The sequence below is a fragment of the Dawidia soli genome, from assembly GCF_018598185.1.
In the GTDB taxonomy this organism is placed as follows: domain Bacteria; phylum Bacteroidota; class Bacteroidia; order Cytophagales; family Cyclobacteriaceae; genus Ohtaekwangia; species Ohtaekwangia soli.
Map to the genome: position 1 here is coordinate 147,460 of NZ_JAHESC010000006.1, position 26,892 is coordinate 174,351.

Annotated in this window: 31 protein-coding genes; 17 read left to right on the forward strand and 14 right to left on the reverse strand. The window is 50.3% G+C overall.

What is annotated here, in order from left to right:
* Positions 1-818: 818 nt before the first annotated feature.
* The gene (locus tag KK078_RS06295; protein WP_254089397.1) at positions 819-1,025 is read right to left on the reverse strand and encodes a hypothetical protein; all 207 of its coding nucleotides are present in this window, start codon (positions 1,023-1,025) and stop codon (positions 819-821) included.
* Between the two features lie 213 nt (positions 1,026-1,238).
* Here KK078_RS06295 and KK078_RS06300 point away from each other — a divergent pair, with 213 nt between their 5' ends.
* From KK078_RS06300 to KK078_RS06315, 4 genes are read left to right on the forward strand one after another with little or no spacing between them, the layout of a single operon-like run.
* A complete protein-coding gene (locus KK078_RS06300) occupies positions 1,239-2,000 on the forward strand; it encodes a hypothetical protein (RefSeq protein WP_254089398.1) in 762 nt (253 codons plus the stop codon).
* Positions 2,000-2,404, forward strand: a complete 405-nt coding sequence (locus KK078_RS06305) for a DUF5675 family protein (RefSeq protein WP_254089399.1) — start codon at positions 2,000-2,002, stop codon at positions 2,402-2,404. The genes KK078_RS06300 and KK078_RS06305 overlap by 1 nt, the downstream gene beginning before the upstream one ends.
* Positions 2,401-2,631, forward strand: coding sequence for a hypothetical protein (locus KK078_RS06310; RefSeq protein ID WP_254089400.1), 231 nt, complete (start codon positions 2,401-2,403; stop codon positions 2,629-2,631). The genes KK078_RS06305 and KK078_RS06310 overlap by 4 nt, the downstream gene beginning before the upstream one ends.
* 19 nt (positions 2,632-2,650) lie before the next feature.
* Entirely contained in the window at positions 2,651-2,800 is a 150-nt protein-coding gene (locus tag KK078_RS06315; protein WP_254089401.1) for a hypothetical protein, read from the forward strand.
* Positions 2,801-2,831: 31 nt separating this feature from the next.
* Here KK078_RS06315 and KK078_RS06320 read toward each other — a convergent pair whose 3' ends face one another.
* Entirely contained in the window at positions 2,832-3,242 is a 411-nt protein-coding gene (locus tag KK078_RS06320) for a DUF6943 family protein (RefSeq protein WP_254089402.1), read from the reverse strand.
* Positions 3,243-4,027: 785 nt separating this feature from the next.
* Between KK078_RS06320 and KK078_RS06325 the strand changes: the two genes are divergently transcribed.
* Complete coding sequence (locus tag KK078_RS06325; protein WP_254089403.1) at positions 4,028-4,357, forward strand: YnfA family protein; 330 nt, start codon at positions 4,028-4,030, stop codon at positions 4,355-4,357.
* Position 4,358: 1 nt separating this feature from the next.
* On the opposite strand, the gene KK078_RS06330 is transcribed toward KK078_RS06325, so the two are convergent.
* From KK078_RS06330 to KK078_RS30760, 5 genes are all read right to left on the reverse strand, one after another.
* On the reverse strand, positions 4,359-4,742 hold the full coding sequence (locus KK078_RS06330; protein ID WP_254089404.1) for a hypothetical protein: 384 nt from the start codon (positions 4,740-4,742) through the stop codon (positions 4,359-4,361).
* A gap of 55 nt (positions 4,743-4,797) precedes the next feature.
* On the reverse strand, positions 4,798-5,193 hold the full coding sequence (locus KK078_RS06335; protein ID WP_254089405.1) for a MerR family DNA-binding protein: 396 nt from the start codon (positions 5,191-5,193) through the stop codon (positions 4,798-4,800).
* 357 nt (positions 5,194-5,550) lie between these two features.
* A complete protein-coding gene (locus KK078_RS06340; RefSeq protein WP_254089406.1) occupies positions 5,551-7,464 on the reverse strand; it encodes a heavy metal translocating P-type ATPase in 1,914 nt (637 codons plus the stop codon).
* Positions 7,465-7,470: 6 nt separating this feature from the next.
* Positions 7,471-9,642, reverse strand: a complete 2,172-nt coding sequence (locus KK078_RS06345; RefSeq protein ID WP_254089407.1) for a TonB-dependent receptor — start codon at positions 9,640-9,642, stop codon at positions 7,471-7,473.
* Positions 9,643-9,703: 61 nt separating this feature from the next.
* A complete protein-coding gene (locus tag KK078_RS30760) occupies positions 9,704-10,006 on the reverse strand; it encodes a DUF6660 family protein (RefSeq protein WP_394370548.1) in 303 nt (100 codons plus the stop codon).
* A 177-nt stretch (positions 10,007-10,183) separates the two neighbouring features.
* Between KK078_RS30760 and KK078_RS06350 the strand changes: the two genes are divergently transcribed.
* Genes KK078_RS06350 through KK078_RS06380 form a run of 7 tightly spaced genes read left to right on the forward strand, consistent with a single transcriptional unit; the run spans position 10,184 to position 15,378 of the window.
* Positions 10,184-10,513: an ArsR/SmtB family transcription factor gene (locus KK078_RS06350; protein ID WP_254089408.1), complete on the forward strand. Its 330-nt coding sequence runs from the start codon at positions 10,184-10,186 to the stop codon at positions 10,511-10,513.
* A gap of 46 nt (positions 10,514-10,559) precedes the next feature.
* Positions 10,560-11,186, forward strand: coding sequence for a low molecular weight phosphatase family protein (locus KK078_RS06355; RefSeq protein WP_254089409.1), 627 nt, complete (start codon positions 10,560-10,562; stop codon positions 11,184-11,186).
* Complete coding sequence (arsB, locus tag KK078_RS06360) at positions 11,183-12,232, forward strand: ACR3 family arsenite efflux transporter (RefSeq protein WP_254089410.1); 1,050 nt, start codon at positions 11,183-11,185, stop codon at positions 12,230-12,232. The genes KK078_RS06355 and arsB overlap by 4 nt, the downstream gene beginning before the upstream one ends.
* A complete protein-coding gene (locus KK078_RS06365) occupies positions 12,232-13,293 on the forward strand; it encodes an ArsO family NAD(P)H-dependent flavin-containing monooxygenase (RefSeq protein WP_254089411.1) in 1,062 nt (353 codons plus the stop codon). The genes arsB and KK078_RS06365 overlap by 1 nt, the downstream gene beginning before the upstream one ends.
* A 37-nt stretch (positions 13,294-13,330) precedes the next feature.
* Positions 13,331-13,825 (forward strand): GNAT family N-acetyltransferase, encoded by a 495-nt coding sequence (locus KK078_RS06370; protein ID WP_254089412.1) that lies wholly within the window; start codon positions 13,331-13,333, stop codon positions 13,823-13,825.
* Positions 13,826-13,884: 59 nt separating this feature from the next.
* Positions 13,885-14,418, forward strand: a complete 534-nt coding sequence (locus tag KK078_RS06375; protein ID WP_254089413.1) for a sigma-70 family RNA polymerase sigma factor — start codon at positions 13,885-13,887, stop codon at positions 14,416-14,418.
* A gap of 54 nt (positions 14,419-14,472) precedes the next feature.
* Positions 14,473-15,378 carry a phosphatase PAP2 family protein gene (locus KK078_RS06380; protein ID WP_254089414.1) on the forward strand — a complete coding sequence of 302 codons (906 nt, stop codon included), beginning with the start codon at positions 14,473-14,475 and terminating at the stop codon, positions 15,376-15,378.
* Positions 15,379-15,425: 47 nt separating this feature from the next.
* Here the strand turns inward: KK078_RS06380 and KK078_RS06385 are convergent, their stop codons facing one another.
* From KK078_RS06385 to KK078_RS06395, 3 genes are all read right to left on the reverse strand, one after another.
* A complete protein-coding gene (locus KK078_RS06385; protein WP_254089415.1) occupies positions 15,426-15,623 on the reverse strand; it encodes a hypothetical protein in 198 nt (65 codons plus the stop codon).
* A gap of 61 nt (positions 15,624-15,684) precedes the next feature.
* On the reverse strand, positions 15,685-16,266 hold the full coding sequence (locus tag KK078_RS06390; RefSeq protein ID WP_254089416.1) for a sigma-70 family RNA polymerase sigma factor: 582 nt from the start codon (positions 16,264-16,266) through the stop codon (positions 15,685-15,687).
* Positions 16,267-16,385: 119 nt separating this feature from the next.
* Positions 16,386-17,720 (reverse strand): NAD(P)-binding domain-containing protein, encoded by a 1,335-nt coding sequence (locus KK078_RS06395; protein ID WP_254089417.1) that lies wholly within the window; start codon positions 17,718-17,720, stop codon positions 16,386-16,388.
* Positions 17,721-18,585: 865 nt separating this feature from the next.
* Here KK078_RS06395 and KK078_RS06400 point away from each other — a divergent pair.
* From KK078_RS06400 to KK078_RS06420, 5 genes are all read left to right on the forward strand, one after another.
* Positions 18,586-19,692 (forward strand): XRE family transcriptional regulator, encoded by a 1,107-nt coding sequence (locus tag KK078_RS06400; protein WP_254089418.1) that lies wholly within the window; start codon positions 18,586-18,588, stop codon positions 19,690-19,692.
* Positions 19,693-19,696: 4 nt separating this feature from the next.
* Positions 19,697-20,158, forward strand: coding sequence for a hypothetical protein (locus tag KK078_RS06405; protein ID WP_254089419.1), 462 nt, complete (start codon positions 19,697-19,699; stop codon positions 20,156-20,158).
* 347 nt (positions 20,159-20,505) lie between these two features.
* Positions 20,506-20,982: a hypothetical protein gene (locus KK078_RS06410; RefSeq protein ID WP_254089420.1), complete on the forward strand. Its 477-nt coding sequence runs from the start codon at positions 20,506-20,508 to the stop codon at positions 20,980-20,982.
* Complete coding sequence (locus KK078_RS06415; RefSeq protein ID WP_254089421.1) at positions 20,979-21,482, forward strand: DUF7665 family protein; 504 nt, start codon at positions 20,979-20,981, stop codon at positions 21,480-21,482. Before KK078_RS06410 ends, KK078_RS06415 begins: the two co-directional genes overlap by 4 nt.
* Positions 21,466-23,367 carry a ubiquitin-activating E1 family protein gene (locus KK078_RS06420; RefSeq protein ID WP_254089422.1) on the forward strand — a complete coding sequence of 634 codons (1,902 nt, stop codon included), beginning with the start codon at positions 21,466-21,468 and terminating at the stop codon, positions 23,365-23,367. The genes KK078_RS06415 and KK078_RS06420 overlap by 17 nt, the downstream gene beginning before the upstream one ends.
* 135 nt (positions 23,368-23,502) lie before the next feature.
* Here KK078_RS06420 and KK078_RS06425 read toward each other — a convergent pair whose 3' ends face one another.
* From KK078_RS06425 to KK078_RS06440, 4 genes are all read right to left on the reverse strand, one after another.
* Positions 23,503-24,282: an ATPase gene (locus KK078_RS06425; protein WP_254089423.1), complete on the reverse strand. Its 780-nt coding sequence runs from the start codon at positions 24,280-24,282 to the stop codon at positions 23,503-23,505.
* A complete protein-coding gene (locus KK078_RS06430) occupies positions 24,206-25,132 on the reverse strand; it encodes a hypothetical protein (protein ID WP_254089424.1) in 927 nt (308 codons plus the stop codon). Before KK078_RS06430 ends, KK078_RS06425 begins: the two co-directional genes overlap by 77 nt.
* On the reverse strand, positions 25,129-25,464 hold the full coding sequence (locus KK078_RS06435) for a helix-turn-helix domain-containing protein (protein WP_254089425.1): 336 nt from the start codon (positions 25,462-25,464) through the stop codon (positions 25,129-25,131). The genes KK078_RS06430 and KK078_RS06435 overlap by 4 nt, the downstream gene beginning before the upstream one ends.
* A 183-nt stretch (positions 25,465-25,647) precedes the next feature.
* Positions 25,648-26,871 carry a hypothetical protein gene (locus KK078_RS06440; protein ID WP_254089426.1) on the reverse strand — a complete coding sequence of 408 codons (1,224 nt, stop codon included), beginning with the start codon at positions 26,869-26,871 and terminating at the stop codon, positions 25,648-25,650.
* Between the last annotated feature and the right edge of the window lie 21 nt (positions 26,872-26,892).

The following is a 26,892-nucleotide window of genomic DNA, read 5'->3' on the forward strand; positions in this document are numbered from 1 at the left end:
CTATCAGAAGTACGTATATAAATTAGGCGTCGCCATGGGCTGACAGTGCGTTGGTTTCATATTTCAACTGCGGTTATAAAGATAGATTCGGTATCCCTTTGAACCAAATCGATGTTGGAGATGAGATGATTATCTCCCGGTGATCATTTTGGGGTGGGAGTCAAAAACGAGAAAGCCTCCGTTCGCTTCGCTCACTTGTGGGCCTTTTTATTTTCCGGATGCTGAAGCGAGGTGAGATGATTATCTTCGGTGATCGTGGGGGAGTCAAAACTCCGTTCGTTTCGCTCACTTGTAGGCCTTTTTATTTTCCGGATGCTGAAGCGAGGTGAGATGATTACCTTCGGTGATCGTTGGGGCGGGAGTCAAAACAAGAAAGCCTCCGTTCGCTTCGCTCACTCGCGGGCCTTTTTATTTTCCGGATGCTCAAGTGAAGGTGAGATGATTACCTTCGGTGATCGTTGGGGGCGGGAGTCAAAACAAGAAAGCCTCCGTTCGCTTCGCTCACTTGCGGGCCTTTTTATTTTCCGGATGCTCAAGCGAGGCGCTTGGACATCCGGAAAATAAAAAAGCCCGTTCCGCCGGAGGCGGAAAAGGCTTTCTTGTTTTGGTCGGGGTGAGATGATGATAACATTCTCCCTTAAATATTGACCTTCAAGCATTTGCAAGGAACTCACGGCGATGGACACAGAATGGACACACGCAAAATACATCTAATCCGGGCCATCGATTCGTGTATATAAATGTACGAAAATGAGACGATTTTAACGTGTTTAGCAGGGTGTTTTTTTGAGGGAAACGTCAAAACCTCTTGCCCGCCGTCATTGCGTATAGCCTGATAGATACGCAAGTATTTCGCCTTCTGGAAGGCCCATATACGCGCAAAACTCCCCAAGCGATATTAATTGGTGTTTCTCCTTGCCCAGCTTCTTGCGCATCCTGGCCATGATCTTACGGGCGTACCGCCCGCTTTTGCCGGTGATGAGCTCTATATCTTTTGAGTATATAACTGCGCGTTTGAGTTCCATGGTACTTTATCTATGCTGTTGGTATACGCCATCCTGGACGACGGCGGGTAATATAGCAAGCGGAAGATTTAGGAAGAATTGGCACAACACGACCTGAAACGGAACCTGCTCGTTTGATGACCGCGCCTTTCATTATTCTTTTGTGGCTGTTGTTGCAACGACGGCCTAACCGACCTGGGCATGTAAACAGGACGGACAACGAAACAATAATAAATGGCAAGACAAGAAGGCCTAATTAAACTGGTAGGCCAAATGGGAGGCGTGAGCTTCTACAAAACCGCGCAGGACGGGTTCCTGGCGCGGACTAAAGGCGGCGTGGACGGCGAACGTATTAAGAGCGACCCCGCCTTTCAACGGACGCGCGAGAACGGTTCGGAGTTCGGCAGGGCCGGCACCGCCGGCAAGCTGCTCCGAACAGCGTTTCGAGCGCTGACAATCAACACCTCGGACGGGCGGATGCCCAGCCGCCTAACGGCGGAGATGATGAAGGTGATCAAGGCGGATGCGACCAACTTGCGCGGCGAGCGCAATGTGATCGACGGCGAGGCCGAGTTGCTGCGCGGATTTGAATTCAACGAAAACGCGAAGCTGAACCGGACATTTTTTGCGCCTTACACCGCAAACATCGACCGCGTCGGTGGCGGGGCGACGATCGACATACCGGCCTTCATCCCGGCAAATATGATTGCCGCACCACAAGGTGCGACACACGTGCGGCTGGTGGCTGGATGTGCATCTATCGACTTCCAGAACGAGGACTACGGGACAGACACGGCAACAAGTGCGGAACTAACACTGGGGATCGCGCAACAGGCTGCGCTTTCGCTGGAACTGTCGTTTGGCGAAACGGACGCGCGGCCGCTCTTCCTGGCGTTTGGTGTGGAATTCTACCAGGTTGTCAACGGCGCGATGTATACGCTCAAAAATGGCGCGTACAATGCCCTAACGCTGGTAGCTGTTGACGGAGGTGCCTAATGGAGCTGGAGTTGAATCGGGTATACCATCCGGAAGGAACGAACGGCCATATTCAACACGAGGGGCAGCTGGTCTGTCCCTCTATTGAGCTGCCGTGGCGGGACAATCGCAGAAGTGTTTCGTGTATACCGGAGGGCCGGTATGAAGTGCGAAAGCGGTACACGCAAAAGCGGGGGCACCACCTCCTGGTTGTGGACGTACCCGGCCGGAGCGGAATATTGATCCACCCGGCGAACGACGCACAAAAGGAGCTGCTGGGCTGCATTGCGCCTGTTACGACAATCACCGGCCCCGGACGCGGTAGCCAATCGCGGGCGGCAAACGAGAAGTTGAAAGACCTGGTGATTGCTGCCCTGGATCGAAAAGAAAAAGTTTTTATAACGATTAAATCGAAAGAACAATGAATGTAATTCAAAGAATGCAGGCGCCCACGCCAAAGTTTTTCAAGACACTGCGGGCTGTTGGTTTGGCCCTGGCTGCAGCCAGCGGTGCGCTGCTTGCTGCGCCCGTGGCGCTGCCGGCAGCTGTAATAACACTGGCGGGGTATATCGCCGTAGCGGGCACAGTAGTGACCGCCGTAAGCCAGACGGCCGTCGTCAAGGAGAGTGAGCTCGATGATGACGGGCCGTAGCGAAAGCGCTGTGGCGGGTATGATTGGAGGAACCCTCTCCTCCATCCTGGCCACGCTCCACCTGGTGAACGCCATCGAAACAATCGTGCTCTCGGCCATAGGGGCTATCGTAAGTTTCCTGGTATCGCTGGCGATGGAATGGATCAGAAAAAAGACTCGCTCGCGTTAAAATGAAAAGGCCTCCCAATGGGAGGCTTTTTTTATTTCAGAATCTTATACATCAAACTACGCTTCGCTCGTTTGATCAAATTCAACTGTTCATATAAGGTATCGTGGTGCTTTGTAAGTAGCGTTATCATATTCATAATCTTATTAATACTCTCAGCCTCGCCGGCTACTTTCTCTGCTGCTGTTGTGATCACCTGGCGAAGATTGTCGAGATGAATAAACGGAATCACTGAGCCGGTTAAAAACTGGCGGAAGAAGCCTCCTTCCCAAAGACCATAACAGAGCCAGTAAAATTGCTCTTTTTCAACTGCGTCTTTGGCCAGGAATACGAAGCAATTGGGGCAAGGTTTTGCAAGTGGCTTCCCAGCGTTGTTTCCTTTGGCCAGGATGAAGAAATACTCTCCGGAATATTCCTTTGTCATTCGGTGTGTTTTGATTTTCATGGATTGCGGCATTTAAATTTTGCCGCGGGCCCGCACACAATTCCAGAGAAAAGAAAAAGGAAAAAAAGAAAAGAGAAGCCGATTCACTGCCTGCGGAAGGGCGGAAGTCAAGGTTTTTGATAAAAAATAGTTTTTGAAACTGTATCGTTATCGTTCGAAGCCGCCGCATTCCTAAAACTATTTTTTATCAAAACCCGGAGGGCTTGACCTTGACTTCCGCCCTTCCGCAGGCACACCTTTGGCTACTCTTTGATTTCTTTCTGCCGACAATATCGGCTTGCTTTTTATCTATTCATTTTGGGAAACCAAACTAAGTATCGATAAGGAAAGGCAGAGCCCCCTAACGAGGGAGCTCTGAAATACAGACTTCAAGCCAGAAGGCACGCACGAGTAGAAACTCGTGGCGATAACGACGAGAAGGGCCGAAGTGAAAACTGAATGCAGCCCAACGACGAGGGGCAACGCCGACCAGCAACCACCGGGAGCCAATCGGTAAACGATAGATGTATTTAAACATGGACCGGCCACACGGGACCGGTCGGAAAGATGCAAGGGCCGCCAAAAGAAAATACTACCTGAAGGAAGGGCTGGCATGTGAGGTGGCGGAAGGTGGAGATTTTCTTTTGAGCGGGCGCCAGCGAACCCTTGTAGCTTTCTGATCCGCACGCCCGTAACTTTGGTCTGTGTTTAAATGCTTACGCTAAAGAGGTGAACATGAATTCGTAAAACGGCTCATTGATTTATAAAGAAGCTGTATTTTAATGCCAGATTATAAGGGGATACTTATGGAGATCTTAAAGTCGTGGACGATATTCATCATTGCCGGGGTTTGTGAAATCGGTGGTGGCTGGTTGGTGTGGCAGTACGTGAGGGAGGAAAAATCAGTGTGGTACGGCATCATCGGCGGAGCCGTACTTGTGGGCTATGGGTTTGTGGCCACACTACAGACGGCAAACTTCGCGCGCGTTTATGCGACGTATGGTGGCTTTTTTATTGCAATGTCTCTCCTGTGGGCGTATCGGTTCGACAACTACTCGCCTGACCGATACGACGTGATAGGAGCGCTGGTTGCGCTGTTGGGCGTCTGCATCATATACTATGCGCCACGCGGATAGATCAAAAGTCGATCTCGTCTTTAATGAACTGCTTTGTGCCTTCGGGGCCGGAGAGCTCAAGCCACATAAAGCCATTGTCAGCTGAGACGAAAAGATTGAAGTCGAAGAAGGAACAGCACATGCGCTCGGTCTTTATAAAGTTCGCGACCAGGTCGATCATCTTATCGGAATTTTCAAACTTGTATTTCACTCCTTTGAGAGTTTCGGTTCTCTCCAATAAAAGGCCTTTTAATTCGGCGATGACTGTTTTCTTACGTTGTTGCAACTCGGGGGTAGTGAGTTTACATGTTACTGGGGCTGAGTTCATGGATTGTTTATCGTTTGTTTGACCAGCTACTGCATTTGCGGTAGTCGCGAGTACAGCGGAGAGAATGATTGTTTTCATACAAACGATAACGAGGTGGAGTATACTCCACGGTTTTTTAAAACCAGGATTTATATCAGCATTTAATGCAGGTGGGTACTGATTTTTCAAATTCGCAGTTGTTGCGGCGGCAGTTGTCCAGGGAAGAAACAAGGCGGCCACGGAGTTGGGTCAGCTTCTGTATTTGAGTGTCGATCTGAACGAGCTTGTTTTCAAGGGTGTAAACAAGATTTTCGCAGGAGGCATCTTCTTCCTGCCAGAGGCTGAAGAAGGTGTCGATTTCCTTCAATGTAAAACCAAGATCCTGGATACTCTTGATCAGAATTAGCCGATCAACAACGTTTTCAGGATACTCTTTGTAGTTGTTTTCCCGGCGTTGTTTTTTGGACATCTTAATCAATCCTTCTTTTTCATAGAAGCGAATGGTGTCGCGAGACAGGCCCGTGCGTTTTACGATTTCTCCTATCAGCATAACTTTTCTTGTTAAAATCCCTTGACAGTGGAGTGGACTTCACTGTTTACTTTGGGATATGATTCACTAAAATACTGAAAGTTACGATCATGGACTCGAAAAAAGTTACTAAAGTACTGGGCCTGGCAGGTTTGAGCCTTTGCGGACTTTGCTGCATTCTTCCGCCGGTGGCCTTGTTGTTGGGCTTGGGCGCTGTGGGCACGATGACGGTTTACCTGGAGCGAGGTGCAATTTTAATACTTGCACTTTTTGCAGTCGCTTTGCTGGTTTACTTTTTGCAAAAGAGAAGGGCGTCTTCGTGTAGGGCGGACTGCGATTGTAAAGACAATAACGCCACTGAGAAAACAAGTAGCTGAGCTACTTGTCTTCAAAGGCCATTCGTTGAATTCTGACAGCGTTTAAAATTGCCAACAGTGCTACACCTACATCGGCGAATACTGCTTCCCACATAGAGGCAACTCCCCAGGCGCCCAAGGCCATGACGATGATCTTGACGCCAAAGGCGAAGCCGATATTTTGCCAGACAATGCGGTTGGTGGCTTTGCCGATCATGATGGCGGTGGTGATGCGGGACGGCTGGTCAGTCTGTATGACGACGTCAGCCGTTTCAATAGCGGCATCGCTGCCGAGGCCACCCATGGCAATGCCTACATCGCTGATCGCTAAGACAGGTGCGTCGTTGATGCCATCGCCGACAAAGGCCAATGCTTCTTTCTTACCCTTCTTTATTTCCTCTACCTTTTTTACTTTGTCTTCGGGGAGGAGGTCGCCGAAGGCGGTATCGATGTTGAGGGTTGCAGCTACTTTGTCCACGACAGCCTGTTTGTCGCCGCTGAGCATGATTGTCTTTATGCCAAGGGCGTGCATTTGCTTTATTGCTCGTTGGGCATCTTCTTTGATCTCGTCAGCAATGATGATATAACCCGCGAGTTTCCCGTCAACGGCAGCAACGACGATAGTTTCGACGACGTCGTCAAGTTCAGCTTCGACGGGGATGTTGAACTTGCGAAGTAATTTTGCATTGCCAGCGAGTACTTCTTTGCCGTCTGCTATACCTTTTAAACCATGACCTTTGATTTCTTCCACTTGTTGAGGTATGGGGAGCTGGGCGTCTTTGACATATTCGACAACGGCCTTGGCAATGGGATGCGTGGATTGTTTCTCGACCGCCGCGACCAGTGGTAGCCATGTCTTTTCTTCGAGGCCTTTACTAACAACTTGCTGAACTTTGAAGGTTCCTTTTGTGAGGGTGCCGGTCTTATCCATTACAACGGTATCTACGCGAGTCATGCGGTCGAGGTAGCTTGATCCTTTGAACAGAATGCCGTTGCGGCTACCGGCGCCGATGCCGCCGAAGTATCCGAGAGGTATGGCAACAACCAACGCGCAGGGACATGAGATGACAAGGAAAATGAGTGCGCGGTATAACCACTGATGAAAGTTATAATCTTCGACAAAGAAGTAGGGGAGCAATGTGAGACCAATGGCCAGAAAAACGACAATAGGCGTATAAACTTTTGCAAACTTGCGGATGAAGAGTTCTGTTTTCGCTTTACGCCCCTGTGCGTTTTGTACGAGGGTGAGAATACGGGCGAGAGAACTGTCGTTGAAAAGCTTTGTGACCTTGACCTGGACGACGCTCGCCTCGTTAATCATGCCGGCGAGGACGGTCTCACCTTTGTTGATAGATGTAGGTTTGCTTTCGCCGGTGAGGGCGGCAGTGTTGAAGGAACTGCCTTCGCTTAGCATTTCGCCGTCAAGGGCGACGCGTTCGCCTGCCTTTATCTGGATGGTTTCACCGAACTGTACTTGGGTGGGATCAACCTCAACGTACGTGCTATTGCGGTACACCGAAGCGGTGGCGGGGCGGACATCGAGCAAAGCTTTTATGCTTCGCTTGGCGCGATTGACGGCGGCGTCCTGGAAAAGCTCGCCGATGGCGTAAAATACCATGACGGCAACACCCTCGGGATATTCGCCAATATAGAAGGCACCGATGGTGGCAATGCTCATGAGCAAGAATTCAGTGAAAATCTGGCCTTTCGCTATAAGCGTTATGGCTTTAATCAGGACGGGCACGCCAACGGATGCGTACGCAATCACGTACCAAATGAGCCGCGTCCAGGAGGAGAACCACGCGGGCTTGATCCAGGTATCGAGCATGAGGCCGATGCCTAACATTGAGACACTGAATATGGCCATCAGCCATTCTTTGCCGATGGAAGACTTAACCACTGGCTTTGTTGCCCGGCTTGCAATCTGATCTTTCATCGCCTGTTAAAGATTTAGTTTTATTCCGCCATTGACTACGAATCCGTCTACGGGCGCGTAAATATCGCGGAAGGTCGGATTTGTGAGGGTACCGGTATAGATGGAATCGAAACGGGTTTGGCGAGCATCGAGGAAGTTTTCGAAATTGATATACAGCGAAAAGCGCTCCCAGAGTTTTTCGGCCATGAAGCCGCAGATCCAATACTCTTTGCCTTTGGTACCGTCGGTTAGTGTTTGAGGGCTGAAGTAGTAGGCTTCGAGGCCGAGTTTCCATTTTTCTTCTACCTCATACATAAGCACGTTGTTCAGTCTATGTTTGGCTGTGAGCGGGTTTTGCTGGCTGGTGCCGTTGTTGTGGATCCTGGTATCCGTGTAGGTATAGCCGATGAAGAGTTTGAAATCGGCGTACTCTAACTTGACGTTGGTTTCGGTGCCTTTGCTGTCAGTATAGCCCGGGAGGTTTACGAATTGGTATTGGTCGGGGGAGGATTCGGCCAGGAAGAGGGGATCGTTGAGATAGGTGTAAAAGAATAGATGGTTGACGCTGAAACCGATGGCTCCATCGGCGAGAGATGTTTTATAGTTCAAATCCCAGTTTGCGCCGTAGCTGCGCTCGAGCTTGTTGGTTTTGGTTGATATGGGTTGGACGTTCATGTACTGCAGGCGCTCGCTTTGCTCGGTGAAGATGTTCGGAGCTTTGTAGCCGAGGCCACCGCCGAGACGGGATGAGAACGCGGGCGAGGCTTTGTAAAGAATGGAGACGCGGGGCAGAAATGCAAAGCCATAGTCTATAACATAGTCACCACGGAGGCCGGACTCGAGGCGAAACTTTTCGGAGAGTTTCAAGTTGTTTTGAGCAAAGGCACCGAAGGTGGTCTGATCATAGTCACGCAATGGCGTGGCGGTGAGCTGGGTTTCGGAGAAGTTGTCGGTCCACAGGTTAACACCGCCAACCCACTCGCTGGCATCGGCCTGGCGCGATATGTTGACTTCGGAGAAGGTGCTGTTTTGTGAGCCTTTGAACTCGTAACCGGGTGAGATGAGGTCACGCTTGAAATGATTGATGCTATTTTTAACGTTGAGCTTTACGGTCTCGCTAAATGCGTGGGAGAAAGACAGCTGTGTGGACACGCGATCGGTGTTATTCTTTTCAAAGAAAGTGTGGTCGGCAGTGGCGCCGTCTTCTATATATTTAATGTCGCCACCGATGCGATCTTCGGTGATGTAGTTTACGCCGATGTCCAGCTGGGTGTTTTCGCTGAGCTCTAAGAAGAGCTTGGGGTTGATGGTGTAGCGCTGGAACTCGGGGATGGCGGTGAGACCGATGTCGGAAGGGGCGTAGGCCTCGTTGCTGTTTCGGGCGACAAAGAGTGTGAGCCCGGCTTTGCCGTACGACTGGCCGTAGTAGGCGTTGAGGTCGAGGCCTTTGGCAGACGTGCCGTTTGCCCAGAGGCGAAGCTCGCGCTCGTCGGTGGGGCGTTTGCTGATTAGGTTTACAAGGCCGGCAATGGCACCGCCACCGTATAGCGTAGACGATGATCCTTTGATGACTTCGACTTGCTTCAGGTCAAGCGGCGGGGTTTGTAGCAGGCCGAGACCGCCGGCAAAGCCGGCGTATAGTGGAAAGCCGTCTTTGAGGATCTGGGTGTAGCGGCCGTCAAGGCCCTGGATGCGGATGGAAGCGTTGGCAGAGGTGGCGGAAGTTTGCTGTGTTTGGATGCCGGTGCTTTCGTTGAGGAGCATGCGGATGTCTCCGGGTTTCATGTTGCCTTTCTCTCCGAGCTCTTCGCCGGCGATGAACTCGACGCGCGTGGGGATGTCGGCGATGGTGCGGCTGCTGCGTGTGGAAGAGACGACGATTTCTTCGAGTTCCTCTTCGCCGGGCTCGAGGGAGATCTCTATAGCTGCCGACGACGTGAGGGGAAATGTGAACGTGGCCGTGTGGGACTCGTGTCCTACGAAGCTGAACTCGATGGTGTATGTGCCGTTGGGAATGTTTTGTATTTCAAGCAGCCCGTCCTGGTTGGCGGTGGCTCCTAAGCCAGTGTTTGCTATCTGGGCGGATGCTCCGGGGAGCGGTTCGCTGGACTCTTTGTCTTTTATTATAGCGCGGAACGTGGACTGGGCAAAGGATATAGATGAAATGAAGGTAATGGCGATTATACAAAGTATACGCATAGACTTTTGTTAAAAGAATTGAAATGAATAAGAGGCTCGTGAAACGAGCGAGGAAGGATGCTTACACTTTGGGAGGTTGCCAGATGGGCAAGGCAACAGTGGGGGCGGTTGATGGCCGATATGCGTCGTTTAGCTCAGAAGTGGCCGACAACGTATAAATAGCTGGTTTGACGGGAAAAGAGATGTGGAATGTGCAGCACCGGCTGGCACAAAAAGGTGTACATGGGGTCTGGGCGTCATCATCGTCCTGATCGTGTTCCTCTGAACAAGCTATTTCGTCGCGACCGCAGCAGTCGTCGTCATAACACGGGTAAACTGACAAAGCTGCCAGGTAGAATGTGAATATGAGATAAACGATGCGCACGGTCAAATTTAGCAAATTCTATGATTCTGGCGCTTTTTGATGTTTGAATTGGCCGTATCGGCCATCGTTACAAAATGATAATATGCGTTTTTGAGACATTCCAGCCCATTTTGACAGAACGAGGCAGTTCGTGTTTGTGATATATAACATCATAACGTAATATTGCGTTATAACAATATGGGTATAACTAAGTCTGACTTATTTAAGAAACGCCAAAACCGAGTAGCGACCCTGGCGAAGGCATTCGACCATCCGGCACGGGTGGCGATCCTCGAGTATATACTGGCGAATGATACGTGTATTTGCAACGACCTGGTTGATGTATTGCCACTGTCACAGTCAACGATTACACAACACTTGAAGGAGTTAAAACAAATCGGAATCATCAAGGGAGAGATCGAAGGGCCAAAGGTGAACTACTGCATCGACGAAAAGGTGTGGGAAGAAGCACGGGACATATTCATTAACATGTTCTCAAAGTATGTAAAGAAGAATGACTGCTGTTGAGTCATTTTTTTTGTCTAGACATAACGTAATATTACAATAATACAATATGAGTCTTACCACTAACCTCTCTAAAACTGTTTCGCAGTTGACTGCGGAGTTTAATCAGATACCTGCTGAGCGGAAGCCGGTAATAAGCGAGTTGACGCAATTTATGCAAGATCGTGTGAATAGCGGTAAGCCCGTGTATCTCAATTTTATTTGTACACACAACTCTCGCAGAAGTCATTTGTCACAACTCTGGGCACAGGCGGCAACGCACTACTACGGGATACCGGACGTATCTTGTTACTCTGGCGGGACGGAGGCGACGGCGTTTAATCCTCGCGCAGTGAAGGCGATGCAGGACACGGGCTTTAAGATCACGGTACAGAAGGACGGCGACAACCCAGTTTACGAGGTAAGATTTGCCGACGATGCCCCGGCGGTTATTGCCTTCTCGAAAACATACGACGATCCGTTTAATCATAATCAAGATTTTGCGGCGGTAATGACGTGTTCGCATGCTGACGAGAATTGTCCGGTGGTGTTAGGCTCGTCGGCACGTATCGCACTGCGGTATGATGACCCTAAGGCGTTTGACGGCACTGAGCTGGAGGCGGCTAAATACGCGGAGCGTGTGCGGGAAATTGGTCGCGAGATCTTATTTGCATTCTCACAAGTGAAAAAAGCATGAGCAATAAAAAACAACTCGGCTTCCTGGATCGATACCTGACGCTGTGGATTTTTCTGGCGATGGCGATCGGCGTGGCACTCGGTAACTTTCTGCCGATGGAAAAGCTCATGGCGAACTTCCAGGTGGGCACGACGAATGTGTTGATCGCGCTGGGGCTGATCGTGATGATGTATCCGCCGTTGGCGAAGGTACGGTATGAACACCTGGGAAAGGTGTTTAAGAATGTGAGGGTGATAAGTTTATCGCTGGTTTTGAACTGGATCATAGGGCCGGTGTTAATGTTTGTATTGTCGCTTGTATTCCTGCGAGATAAACCGGAGTATATGGTGGGGTTGATCCTGATCGGGTTGGCCCGTTGTATAGCGATGGTGCTGGTGTGGAATGATCTGGCGAAAGGTGACAAGGAGTATGCTGCGGGGTTGGTGGCATTGAATAGTGTGTTTCAGGTTATCTTTTATAGTGTGTTTGCCTGGCTGTTCATTACGGTGCTACCTCCGTTTTTTGGGATCAGCGGATCAGTGGTGGATGTGAGCATGAGTGATGTTGCAGAAAGTGTCTTCTTATATCTGGGTGTGCCGTTTATTGCTGGCTTTTTGACGCGATATCTATTTAAAAAGATAAAGGGTGAAGACTGGTATGTGCAGCGGGTGATACCGAAGATCAGTCCGTTGACCTTGATTGCTCTGTTGTTCACGATCGTGGTGATGTTTAGCTTTAAGGGTAAGATGATTGTGGATATTCCGCTGGATGTGCTACGGATAGCGGTGCCGCTGGTGATCTACTTCTTTGTGATGTTTGTGTTGAGCTTCCTGCTGTCGAAACGGCTGGGGGCGAACTATGAGGAAAATGCCTCTGTGTCGTTTACGGCGACGGGGAATAACTTTGAACTGGCGATCGCTGTGGCTGTGGGTGTGTATGGCATCAACTCGGGGCAAGCGTTTGCCGGGGTGATTGGACCACTGATAGAAGTTCCGGCGCTGATCTTGCTGGTGAACCTGGCCTTTTGGTTTAGAAACAAATTGTATACTTCGAAAACGGCATCGTGATGGAGAACCGGTACGACGTGGTAGTGATCGGTGGCGGGCAAAGCGGCCTGGCGGTGGGATACTATCTGCGGCGGACTGGTTTGTCGTATGTGATACTGGATAACCAGGCGGAACCAGGTGGATCATGGTTGCATGCGTGGAAGTCGCTTCGTCTGTTCTCGCCTGCGCAATGGAGCTCGCTGCCGGGTATGATTATGACAGGAGGTAGTGATTATTACCCCTCTCGGGAAGTTACGCTTGAATACCTGAAGCTGTATGAGACTAAATACAACCTGGTGGTTAAGCGACCGGTGACGGTTGGGCAGGTGGTGCGAGAAAGTGATGAGTATAAGGTTGATACTTCGGATGGCACATACTTCTGTCGGGCGCTGGTGAGTGCGACGGGATCATTTATGAATCCGTATATGCCGGAGATTGACGGACGAGCGCTGTTTACTGGGCAGGTGCTGCATTCGAGCCAATACTTTGCACCGGAGCAATTTGCCGGAAAGCGGGTGGCGGTGGTTGGTGAAGGCAACTCGGGCGCGCAGATATTGGCAGAGGTATCGCGGGTGACAGGTGCATTGTGGATTACGCAAAAGGAACCGAGGTTTTTACCTGACCATGTGGATGGGCGCTTTCTTTTTGATGCGGCGACGCAGGTGTATGAAGCGCAGAAGCAAGGAAAGCAATATAAGCCACCGTCGTTGGGTGACATTGTGATGGTAGATTCTGTAAAAGAAGCGCGTGGCAGGAAGGTGTTGAAAAGCGTGCGACCTTTCGATCGCTTCACGGAAGATTCGCTGGTGTGGGCAGATGGCCATGAAGAGAAGATCGATGTGGTGATCTTTTGCACGGGATTTAAGAACTCGCTGTCGCATCTGCGGGGGCTGAATGTGATCAATGCGGAAGGCAAGGTTGACACGACTGGGACAAGAGCGAATTTGATGGACGGGCTTTGGCTGGTGGGATATGGAAACTGGACGGGCTTCGCGTCGGCAACATTGATCGGCGTGGGGCGAACTGCAAAGGCGACGGTAGACGAGATCAAGGCCTTTCTTGGTGTGGCTTTGGCGCAGTGAGGGAAGTCAAGCCTATTGGAAAGTCAATACAGCAAATATGGGTGTATCTATAAGTCTTTTTGAGCGGAGCCATTGGGCTGCGGTGAGTGAAATATACGGGTTGGGGATTGCGACGGGTAACGCGACGTTTGAGACGACAGTGCCCGACTTTGACTCGTGGTTGAAGAAATTTCATGCGCACCTGCTATGGGTTGCCATTGACAATGGCGTGGTAGTAGGCTGGGCAGGATTGCAGCCGGTGTCGGTGCGAGAGGTGTATAGGGGTGTTGTGGAAGTGACGATCTATGTACATCCTGGGCATGCTGGAAAAGGCATTGGAACGACGCTGATGCGGCACCTGGTGGAACAAAGTGAGGCGGCGGGAATCTGGACGCTGTATGCGTCGATCTTTCCGGAGAATACGGCGAGCATTAAACTGCACGAGGCGGCAGGTTTTAGGGAAATAGGATACCGGGAGCGGATTGCGCAAATGGATGGAAAATGGCGGAATACGGTGTTGTTTGAGCGTAGGAGTGAAATTGTTGGGATTTAGTTGCGTCTTTTGGAATGGGTCTGCGTCGTAAGGAAGTGGAACAGTATTAAAGGATAGCTATGGAATCGACCGTGGGTATTAATCTGAATTTTTTCCAGCAGGAGCTGAAAGGTTTTGTGTATAAGCGGGTACGGGACAAGTCGCTGACGGAGGATATTGTGCATGATGTGTTCATCAAGGTGCAGAACAAGATCGGGCAGCTGCATGAGCGGGATAAGCTCACGAACTGGATATATCAGATCACGAAGAATGCCATTATAGACCATTTTAGAAAACAATCGCGGAGCCTGCATGCGAGTGACCTGGATTGGGAGAATGATGCGCCAAACTTTAATGAGTGCGTGACGCGGTGCCTGGAAAATCTGATGGCGTCGCTGCCGGATAAATACCGGGAGGCGTTGCAGCTGGCGGACGTGGAGAAGATGCCGCAGCTGGAGCTGGCAAAGCGGCTGGGTATATCGTACTCCGGAGCGAAGTCGCGGGTGCAGCGTGCGCGGCAGATTTTAAAAGAAAGGATGGATGAAACGCTTATTATAAAGCTGGATTCTTACGGCAATGTGATTGTGTGCGAGAATAGATCGAAGTGTTGTTAAAGTTTGCGTCTTTTCGATAGGGGGCGACGTCTCGTGAGCAAAAATGTTTACGAGATGAAAAAAATCAGTCTATTTGTTTTGTTTCTGGCGGCCGGTGTGCTGGCTGTTGCACAGAAGAAATCCCACCAGCCACTCGAGCCGGTAAGTGATCACTATAAAGAACTACAGGCGTTTAGCGCGGCGGTGAACCCGGCACGAGCGTGGATGGATACGATTAAGTATCCGCCGGCGGAATATAGTAGTGCGATTGTGTATCTGCTGGTAAAGCCGTACTACCTGACAGATGCGCAAGTGAAAACCCTTCGTGAAAGTGTGAAGTTTCCTGCTAACAGCTCGGACCAGGTGCGGAAGGAGCTGGACTATATGCTAGACCTGCAAGCGAAGCGAACAAGCGAGCAGGAGAAACGGGTACGGTTCCTGGGCGACATTGGATACTGGCCATGGATAAACCTGGTGCCTTCGCATCCGTCGTACGAAGAAAACCTGGCGAACTTGTTTTTTGAGGGGAGTGAGCTAATGGGAAACGAGGTGAACGCAAGGAATCTGCCGAAAGTGGCGAAGCTGCTGCAGGGTGTGATGCAGGATATGCGGGTGATGGAGTTCACGATTAAGTATACGTTGTTTCGTCCTCGGCCCTATCATCTGGAGCCGAAGCTGGCGCCACTGACGAAGATCAACTCGCCGTCGTTTGCGAGTGGGCATACGTTGTGGGCATTTGTGCAGGCCTTTACCTGGAGCGAGGTGGTGCCGGAGAAACGGAAGAATTTTATAGCGTTGGCAGAAGAGATCAGGCGCTCGCGGGAGATTATGGGAATTCACTATCCGAGTGATAATGAGGCGTCGCGGCAGCTGTCGTATAAGATGGTTCAGTACTATTTGCAGAACCCGGTGTTTCAGAAGGATCTTCGCGAGGCTGTGGCGGAATGGAACGCGGTGTCGCCAAAGCTGGTGCGCCGATAACAATATTACGCAAGGCGAGGATCGTTTTGATCCTCACCTTGCTTCTGTTACTTGTCGCAGCATTCTGTGCCGTCTGTTGGTTGAGCGCAGCATGCGCCGTTGTTTTCTTCCGGCGCCTTGCTAGGCTCGCAGCAGGCAGCGGCTTCTACTTTTGGCGTGCAGCAAGAAGATGCCGGGGCTTCGATCGTGCGCGGAGCTGGTTTGGTCTTGGTAATGACGGGGATGTTTTCGAGTGATGTATCCATGGTCTTACTGTTTTCAATTATAAAGACGGAGGTTTTTTAAAATGATGCAGCGGCGACGAGACTATTTTTGCTGGTTGCTTATGCAGTTATGACAGGGGTTGTGATAGTCTGCGCGGCCGTGTGCTTCGAGGATGTTGCCGCGGCTGTCGGCTTCGATGTGACAGCAGTTGTAGAACAGCTGTTTGAGGCGTTCGCGGCCTCGCTGAACGCGAGAACGTAGCGTGGGGTATGGCATGTCGTACTTTTCGGCAAGTTCTTTCTGGCGGATGCCGTTGAGTTCGGCGTCTATGAGAATGTCTTTATACTCTTCTGGAAGTAGTCTAATCATGCAGCCCATGCAGCGGTCGAGGCCTTGGGTGGAGTCAATGTCTTCTTCTATGGGTTTGTCGGTGGTGGCGGTGTCGTCCAGCGGGACGTTTGGGGTGGCGGCTTTGGCGCGGTAGTAGTCTATGATGGCGTTGCGCGTGGTGCGGAAGATCCAGTTGGGGAGTTTGTCTTCGTGCGAGATCTTATCTACGTTGTTGGAAATCTTCATGAAGACTTCCTGGAAGATGTCTTCGGCATCTTCCTTTGAGCGTGTTTTGCTGCGGATGTAGGCAAACAGGCTTTGGCGGAAATGTGTGTATATCTCGGCTACTTCCATGCTTAGGATATCTTAATCGATCATTGCACTATAAATGTAAAAGGCATCGCTGATGCCAGCGAAAGCAAGCGTCAGCGATGCGTGGATAGCGGGACTTAACGTCGTACCCTGTGTTGTATTTATCCGCAGCATGAGGCGACGGCGGGCTTTTGCTGTGGCTCGGGTTGAGCGCCGCAGCACGCGGTGGCGGTTTGGACGTTGCTGACGCTGCAGACGCCGGTTTCGGGCATATCAAGTTCAACGTTGGCTGCGGCTTCGAGGTCGCCGTCTATGGCAGCGGCGATAGAGCGCACTTGCTCATAGCCGGTGGCCATGAGGAAGGTGGGGGCGCGACCATAGCTTTTGGAACCGGCGATGTAGAAGTCCTGGTCGGGGTGACGGAGTTCTTTCTCGCCGTGCGGGCGGACGGTGCCGCAGCTGTGGATGTTGGGATCGATGAGTTCGGCAATCTGTGCGACGCTTTCAAGGGAAGGATCTATACTCAGGCGGACTTCACGCAGGAAACTGAAGTCGGGGCGTGAGCCGGTGTTGCTGATGACCTGGTCGATGCCGGGAAGCGCGAGTTTGATGCCGTTTTGTAGGCCGACAATAGTGAGTGCGTCGCCGGTCTTTATTACCTGCTGGATATGGAACGGGGTATAGACGCTAACGCGATCGTCATTTACAAGCTGCTCGATTTTAATGCCGAGGTCGCCGCGTGCTTCGAGGGCGTCTTTCTCCTGGCCGCCGTATACGTCATGGATGTTTTGCTTGCGAAGTACCCAGTGGATTTGGGTGTCGGGGTATTGTTCTTTGAGCTTGTCAAGCTCGAGTACGGCGTTGATGGATGAGTGGCCACTGCCGACGACAAGAACGCTCTTGTTTTTATAGCGTTCGGCGTGCGTATTGAGGATGTCGGGGATGCCGTAGAAGATCTTGTCGCGGTGCTCTTGTTCGCCGATGGCGAACGTGCCGCCGGAGCCAATGGGGTTCGGGAAGTTCCAGGTGCCGGATGTGTCGATGACGGCTTTGACCAGGAACTGCTCGACCTGGTTGTTGTGAAGTACCTGGACGGCATAGGGCAGACGCTCGCGGCCGGCGGTTTTCATTTTGTCCTGGCCGGTGCGGCCGATGGCCACTACTTTGCTTTGTAGGTGGATGTGAGGTGCGAGGGCTGGGAGGTCGGCCAGGGGTTTGAAGTATTGCTTGTAAAGCTGGCCGCCGGTGGGCAGTGCCTCGTCGTCGGGGCTTTGCCAGCTGGTTTGCTCCAGGAGCTGCCTTGCGGCTTTGTCGATATTATAACGCCAGGGGGAGAATACGCGAATGTGTTTCCAGGTGAGGATGTTGGCAGCGACGGTATCTCCCGCCTCGAACAGCACGAAAGGCTGGTTTCTGACGGTGAGGTAGGCAGCGGCGGCCAGCCCGACGGGGCCTGCGCCGATGATCGCTACGGGAAGTGATTTTGCTGTTTCCATTGTCTTATATGCTGTGCTACTGTTAAGACGGAGCTTCCGGAAAAAGATGCAGGATTTGAGAAAATTATTACGGGTTTCCGTGCAATGGAAGGGGCGGCGTCTACTACTGTGTCGCAACGCTTGCCTTGGTTGTTAGGCAGAGCGAAGCGGAGCCAAATCAATACATTCAGGCCGTGCAAAAGGCCTGGCAGGTGCGGAACGGAGTGGAGCGCCTGACAGGACTTTTGTGCCGGCCCCATGGGCGTAAGCAACTGCATTTGGTATTTGCGCGCCCGAGCCGGCGAGTGGGGGGTGCGGGGGGAGCCGGCGAGGATCAAGGCGCGCACCAACACCTGGTCTTGGCCTGCCTCTGCGGTCCCCCCGCAGAAAATAAGGGCAGGACAAGACCGCGCGAGCACGGGTGGTTGTGTCAAAGCTGACCGCAATATGCGGCAGAGCGAAGCGGCGCCATTCAAATACTATCAGCGGGGACGGACAAAAGGCATGACAGGGGCGGAACGAAGTGGAGCGCCTGGCGGGCCTTTTGTGCCGGCCCCACAACCAACCGCGCGCAAGCGCTCCTTATCTACCTTGATGCCTGCCGAAGGAGGCACAGGGCGGGTGGGCATGTGCGGTGGGGTGGCGTTGGCCAGCGCAGGATGGCGGCATTGGACAATGTGCAGCTGGAGTCGATGGGAATGGTAAATAGAGTCAAACTATTGCGTCGATCTACAAAAAATGTTTTATGTCAATCTGTTGTATTTCAGTTGTTTACAATTAAAATCTAACATTGAATTATTTTTCATTTTGGTTATGTTAGTTTTATCATACATCTTTGTGGTATCACTAAAAAAATAGGTAAATCCGATATCAGTACAAGCTAATTATGGCCGAAACAACATCAACAGTCATGGAAACGTCAACAGACCCCTGCACCCTCGGGAGCAACATCGCCATGGTAAGGCGGCTCCGCGGAGTATCGCAAGATGTGTTGGCTCAGGAAATCGATGTGACAAGGCAAACTCTCGCCAGCTACGAAAAAGACACTACAAGTCCAAGTACGGCCGTTGTGAGAAGAATAGCCAAAGCATTAGAATTTCCCTTTGAGCCCTTGTTCAATGAAATTAAGCCATTTGACCTCTTTAACTATGGCTTTAAAGTCATTGATTCCAGCTTTGAAAAGAGCGTTCAGTACAGACGAGAGGCTTCGTTGGACGATGAGATCTTAGATATGGTGAAGCACGTAGCGTTCGACAAAATTCGGTACGTTCTCGAACTTGAAGATATTCTGGATAGTAAGATCGAGTTCGTCAACCCGGTTAAAAGCATGGGCGATATAGACAGCAAGGACAAAGCCGAAGAAGCTGCGCTTGAAGTTCGTCGAAAATGGGGTATATATGAAAATCCCTTTGCCAATGTCGTCGGTGTGCTTGAAAATCGTGGCGTTAAGGTTGTCGAGTTCAGAGGACCTGCAGGATTCGAAGGATTGAGTGCTCGTTATGACGGGAACCCGATTGTGGTTCTGAATAGTGCCATAGAGGAAGTAACCAGGAAGCGTTTCACAGCTCTGCACGAGCTCGGTCACTTGATCTTGCAAATTCCCAAGCACGTGAAATATGAAGTGGTTGAGAGTATTTGTAATGCCTTTGCGTCAATGCTGATTTTGCCCAAGGAGCTGCTGTGGCGTGAGCTCGGGCAGGCACGAAGTGGGATAAGCCTCCAGGAATTAAATCTAATTAAGCAAAAATATGGGATTTCGATCCGTGCAATTCTTGTAAGTGCTGCTTTCGCCAATATTATATCGTGGGAAAAGAAACGACTAATACTTGAAGAGCTGGATGGAAAGAGTATAGTTAATTTCAGTGGTGATGAGACGGCCTTAAGACACAAACAGTTGCTTTATAGGGCGGTCGCTGAAAACAAAATTGGGCAAGATAAATATGAACAACTTGGAGGTAGTGTAGATATGTTTAACGAACTAATTGCATTGTAAAAAAATGAAAGCAGTGGCTAGACGAGCTGAGTCGCTTTTCTCGATTTTCCTGGGGGGCGGTGTAGAACACGAGTTCTTTGTACTGGAGACGGAATGGTTGAATCTGCCCGGTAGCATACGGAGTTTTCTTGAGCCCTATAAGTGGATGGGGTATATACAGATTATCGATGAAGAAGAAGTTCCTGGTACGATCATCTTCGAATACAAACGGAAATATTCACGAGGCTTGACCGCAGATGACGCTATTGTATTATACTACTGTATAGTAAACGAAATGCGGCTCCTCAGCGCTGATCCTTTTCTGGCAGGTATTGCTAGTCAGATGAATGTGCAGGTTCTCCAGGATAGCGATCTGGAACGTCAAGGAGAACACGTCGTAGTTGGTAGACCCGAAGATTTTTGGTTGAACGAATTTGAGAATTTGCCACCCTGGCTAGACGATCTAGGAAGGGGTGATTTAACGTAAACATTTAACATAAACATAAAAAAAACAGGAGACCGTTTGGCCCCCTGGTTTGACTCTAAGTAGATCACCCGGTCTGGTAAACCGAGAGTACTTGATAATCATTTGCAATTCAAAAGTACGCGATCTTCCCTTATTGTCCAAATCAGAGTGCGCCTAAGCCGCATTCGGTGCCAAGCGGGCCTCTTTTACACTTAAACGGTAAAGAATACCACTTAAGAGGATTCCCCGAAGCCTTCAAAAGGAGCACCTATGTTCAGGTGGACCAAAGAGCCGATGAAGTCTATCGGGGCATGCAAGGCATGTCATTCGATTCGGATGTCGATTTAATGGACCAAACAAACAACGCTATGAAAGTAGTAGTTTATTTGCCGTCCAAGGTGGTAAAGGAAGTCACCTCGGACGAGCATGCCAAAATTGGTGAGCTGATCAAAATAGCATCACCCAACACTGTCGGTTTAGACGACAACTTAGAAGACCAAGAAGTTTATTTGCTTGACGAGCCGGAAGAGCTGTCGAAGGACGCTAAGGTTAAAGAGCGGAAAGCTTTTGTGATCCATCGTTGTCGAAAAGTTCGCGTTTCCATTATTTATGCAGGAAAGGTGTTCAGTGGAGATTATCCACCGTCTAAGCTAATTAAGCACGTCAGAAAGGACGCGATTGAGGGTTTATGTATAGACGGCCCTGCCGGCAATAACCTCGAGCTTTACGAGACGGAGGACCAAAACTCAAAGGTGAACCGTAATTATCCGGTCGGGTACTTTTCAGACTATCCTGTCTGTGGAATCAAATTTTATCTAGCGGACCCTAATGCATTTGCAGGATGACAGCCGATAGATTATTGTTTGAAGCTCATTTGCAGCTCCCGGAGTATCGCCAGGGCGAAATTCTTGGCTACTGGGGTGAACATCGTTTGAAAAATGTAGAAGACGAGAACGGCCAGCAATGGCCGTTCTCTACCTTCTGGATTGCTGCCGCGACCCGACCGGACCCTGCTCCTGAAAGGTATTTTTTAAAAATTCGCGTTGACAACTATAACGTCGCCGCACCGGCTGGTTGCTTTTGGGATGTAGTTAAAAATAGCAGATTGGAAAATTGCCTCTGGCCGAAAGTGACCGGACCATTTAGCGAAGGCTTCAAGTCTAATTTCTCGGTACCTGACCAACTCTATGCTCCTTGGGATAGAGGAGGCGTAACTTCACATCCAGAGTGGGTGCAAAATTTTCCGGCTGTAGCTTGGCGCTCAGGCATTTCCCGGATCGACCAGTACTTGGCCATAGTGCATGAAATTTTAAACGGAGAAAACTATCATGGGGTACAAGGATAAATTGGTAATGACTGAAGCCTTTTGGGATGAACTATACATACAATTAAGGTTAAGGGGAAACGGAGAAACCGAGAGCGGCGCTTTCTTACTCTCAAAGGAAGGATCAAATGAAATTGTTGCGGCATTGTATTACGATGAGCTGGAACCCGGCTCCTTCGATACCGGCGGCGTACATTTGACTCAACGTGCTTTCATAAGGCTTTCGGATTATTGTGTCGATAACGGGCTTGTCGTTAGGGCAGACGTTCACACTCATCCTTATGGAAGTGTAAGACAGAGTGGTATTGATGAAGAAAATCCGATGGTAAAAATTAAAGGTCATTTGGCTTTAATTGTACCGCATTTTGCGCAACCTGCCGTCTGCGATTTTAATAGCGTAGGCACTTACGAATATCAGGGTAATCGATTTCGATGGACGTCACATCACTTTACGGAAAAATTCCACGTTAGGAAACCTCTTGATATGAAGAGGGATTCTGTTAGTAGGCTAGCCGTTGCGTTCTTAGAACGGGATCCGATGTTAGCGATGCTTGGTCAGGACGTATTTGCTGAGATTGATGATATGTTGCGGGAGTATAGGCTGTTAATAGTTTGCCAGGATAGTATTCTATCATCAATATCTGAACAGGCCGCACTGTTGACTATGGTCAACGCGGGAAAGCGATGTTTTAAAGGTGGGGTTTTTGTAAAAGTAAGAAATGATGCAAAAGCTCTTTTGCCTGGCTATAAACAAAATAACCTCGCGTTGGTTGCTATGGAATTGGGAGCGATCGTCAATCCTACGACAGCCCCGACTGATTGTCCTGTGGTGACGCTAGGCAACGTGCCCGCCGCCGATGGAAGTTGGGGGTTGTTAGTGAATAACTGGTCGGCCGGTATACTTCCACCAATGGCGAGCGAAATCACCCTCCCTGGAGATCAAAGTTTTCCTCTAGGAGGTATTTTCGGCGGTGCATTGATCGTTGGGGCAATATTTCTTCGCGTGGCGAACTTCGATATGAGTATTGGACAAGAAGTCACTGGTATTTCTCTGTGGCGACCTGATCTACAATGGAATGGTTCAGAAGCGCAGGGGCCAATACCTCATTCGTTCCCAAACAAAATATGGGCTTTGGGACTGGGACACTTGGGCCAGGCCTACGCCTGGGTTATAGGACACTTTCCTTTTAAGACGCCAGGCGAATTGGAGGTCAAGCTTCAAGACGATGATAAAGTAGTGTTGGGGAATTTAGACTCGGGAATGCTTTCTGAATTTGAAAGTGTAGGAAAACCAAAGACAAGAATTGTTGCGGGCTGGCTTGAACGACGCGGAATTACAACACGAATAGTAGAGAGAAAGTATGATGCCCATTATGTTCGGCAAGAACAAGATCCTCAGATCTTACTTGCCGGTCTTGATAATATAGCAGCAAGAAGAAGTTTTAGGATCGCTGATTTTAAGGCTGTTCTTGATTGCGGCCTTGGCGCAGGACTGAACTTCGATATGGTGCGATTCAACGCCTTTCCAAACATCGCTTTAGAGCCATCGGAATTTTGGGCCAATACCTCGGTGCACAACACTTCACCTGTATTGGAGAAACTGTCAAAGGACATTGTGGGATGTGGCTACACTCTAGGAATTGCATCTGCCTTCACCGGGTGTGCAGCTGCGTGTGTCGAAATTGCAGAGGTATTGCGAGGGTATCATCAAGGCGTAAAGCTTTCACATCTGTATTTTTCGATAAGAGAATTGCAGAGCTTTAGCTACGAGGTAGTGGGACAATATACCACTGAGATGTTTTCTGGCCTTTGTGAGTTCATTGTTGAAAAGGATAGTCAATTTTCAATAAATCGTGAACGGGAACGCGTGGTCGTTGTTTCTGGCTTGCGTATCTCTGATTCTTAAAAGGGGCCCGGTGTTGCCTATCTAACTTTCGGTGAGCGAAGGAAAGAGGTACTCCGATCGTACCGCCGGGCGTCTCCCCTGTGGGGAAATGTTGGGTGGTACGATCAGTTGGATGACGAGTCCCGTGCAATGCGGTTATTGTCTTAAGTCGTTATGCCTGTCGTCGAACGAGATGAGGTTAAACATTTCGCGCATGCGGCTACGAACGCGTGGGCCGTACATAGCATCGATTTCGCTGGCTGTAAGATTGGTAGTGAAGTGGGTGAGCATGCTGAAGGCTTTGTAGAAGTCATAGCGGGAAAGGACTATTTCGGCCATGACATTGCATTCGTTGCCATAGTACTTCAAGGCTTGCTCGGCACCCAGGTCGTCGAAGCAGTATGTACGTGGGCCATGAGCATGGAATGACAGACGGCTGTAGCGGTGGATGACTTCGTAGCCGTCCTGGATGAACTCGAAGGTAATGTCGCGCGTGGGCTTGATGGTGAAGTTTTGGTCGGGGCCGGGTATAAGGCGCATTAGGCTCATGAGGGTGGTTTTGCCGCAGCCTATTGGGCCGGTAAGGAAAATGCCTTTGTGAAGATCAATGCCCAACTGAGAGGCTTTGTTGGCGTCTGCCAGGAAGTATACCAAGAGGCGGCGCATGAGGTTGTGATCTGTCTGGCGGATGGCGAAACTTGGGCCGAACTGTTTGCGGCCATGGGCCTCCAGGTTGTGAATAAGCCATTGGAAGCTGTAGCCGCCGATTGTTTCGAGCAATGCGTCGGCGCCGGCGGGAGGTGTAGCCAGCCCGACAGCGGTTCCCCCGGAAGGGGGAACGCTGGACGGAGTAAGTGGATCAGAAGGGCTCCCCGTAATTTTTTGGGCCGTTGTTGAGGGGACCTGGTTTCGGTTGTTGGGTGCTTCGGTTTTCATGGGTGAATTTGATAGCGTTTTTGATCCAGTTGCGGGCTTGGGCACGCCAGTCCTGTATGGGCGTGCGGCCGCCCATTAGCCAGCCGTTGGCCTGGTAGTGGTTGCAGAACTTTTCGGCTTCGTCGGTCGTGGACTGCTGGGCGAGGAAGTATTCCTGGGCTTCCTGGACTGAGGCCGGGATGTCGTGGCCGCGGCCGGCCCCCCGCCCCCCGGAAGTTTCTTTTTTCCGAAAATGATTACCGGTACCAGTTGCTTGCGCGTACGGGTCCGCCCCCCGATCGTTAACAAAATTTGAATTTTCATTGCTTGTGCCATAAGAGTTTATACTGTTTAACTTGTTTGTAGTGTTTGTATTTGTTTTATATAACGTCTCTCGACCATTATCGCCACCATTACGGTCACCTATACTGCTACCATTATGGTCACCTCTATCGCTAGCTGTACGGCCACCATTACGGTCACCTATATCGGTACCATTATGGTCACCATTATCGCCACCTGTATCGCCAGGTATATCACCACCATTATCGCTACCTATACTGGCACCATTATCGTCACCATCACGAAATACGTGAAGGTAGACGCGGCTGCCTTGGCGCGGATCGTAGGACGGTTCGTACCGGATGTAGGCCCACTCGGCAAGCTCCTTCATGGTCTTGATGTAGAAGTTTACTGTGCCGATTCTTGCCTGTGCCATGATGTTCTCCCGATTGAGGGTGATGGGGTTGCGGAAGAATTTGTAGTTCCATTCCTGGAACAACGTCATGTACAGGGCGAAGTGCTGGGTCTTGGTCCGGTCGTCCTCGCGCATGACCTGCATCCAATCTCTGATGAGATAGATGTAGTTCATGCCTTTCTGTGAGGTTTTATCGGTGCCTCATCATCAAATTGGGCTGCGAATTCGTCTCGTGTGGGGGCTTTGTTTTCTTCGAGCATTTTGGCGATGTCGGCATAGGCATAGTAGTAGATGCTGCCGATTTTGGTGAACGAAAGTTTGCCGCGCTCGCGGAGCTGTTGCAGGGTGTTGGGGGAGATCATGAGGATGCGCCGGACGTCGCGGGATTTTAACCATTCGCGAGAAGGGGTGTTTTTGCGTTCGGTGATGAGGTTGACCAGGTCGTGGAGAAGGCTCTTTTTGAAGACTTCGAGATCTTCGATTGTAACAATGTTTGCTGTTGCCATATGTAACTTTTATAGTTTGATAAGGACAAATGAAAGAGATATAGCAATGCAAGTCCATACACACAAAGTGTGTAAAGAGTGTGTAAAATGTCAAAATCGAGTATAACGGATCAAAGTGAATCATGGTGATATATGGTTTCAATCTCTTTGCGTGAAAATGAATGGAAAATTTTTTAAGATTTTTTACCTAATGCTGGTGTTTGCTGTGTCTTTACGGACGAGCTGGAGCATTTTGTCTAAAATTGACTCGATGGTTTTCTTGGTCCGGATGTCAACACGGTAGAGCTGCTGGCGGTAACTGTCGCCCTGGTCGCTGGCGGTGTCCGTCTGGAAGACGGTGGCCAGGATGCCGCCAAGCTCTTTTTTATTTTTGTTCTTCACGATGTCTGCGCGGATCATGATGCTGAACAGGTAGCTGAGTTGACCGCCTGTGAGGGAAATAATGATCTTGGCAATGACGCTGGCCCAGCCAGGTGATGGTGGTATGTCATAGGCGTGTTGGGTGGCTTCGTTGTAGGAGAGTTCAGCATCGATCCAGGTGCAGAGTGTGTCCTGCAGGGGAGGTGATAATGGATCGAGTGCCAGGTCCACGGCTGGCTGCATTTGAAGTAAAAGCTTTCGGAAGCGGTACAACATGAGTGGACCGCCGTCGGCAAACTGTTGCGAGTTATGGGGCCCGTGTTTCATGTAGGCGGTACAGTAGGCGACAAAGTCTGGAGAATTGAAATTAATCTCGCACAGTACTTGTACCAACTGGCGGTTGGGATTGTCTACCCGCGAAGTGGCCAGGCTCATGAGCCGCGCCTTTAGCTGGCATAGATAGGCGACCGCGCGATGTGTGACGCGATTAGGCGTCTTGTTGCCAGCGAATTGTGAAAGCGGAAGCATGGCGATGGCGATCAGGTCGAGGGTTACACCACGATGTAGCAAGGCTGTGCGGAGAGTGGGCAGGTCGGGGCATACGTGATGGCGTACGATGCGCTGGTAGGGAATCGGGATCCATACATCCTGGTCGAAGTATTGGGGGAAGTGTGTACGTATGAAGTCGAGAAGATCTTCGATAGCATGATAGAGGATTTGACAGAACGTCTGTGGATCGTCCTGGAGCTGTATGTCGACGAGCTGCGCGGGTGTGGTATATCTGAGCAGGTGGCCGGCCAGGGTGTACAACGTTCGTTGATGGTATTGGATGTGGAGCGGGAGTTTGGTCGAGTCGAAGACAAGGTAGCTGAGTGAAAGGCGGTCTTTAACGTCCTGAACCTCCTCGGCGATGGCCATGGAGAAATCAGGCAGAAACTCAGGCTCCAGTTCAGGGGTTTGTTTGAAGAAATCGGCGAGGTCTTTCAGGATTATATTTTCAAATCGCTGCAGCTCGTTTTGGAATGTTTGTTTGATGATCGTTTTCATTAGCGGTATCGGGGGAGTTAA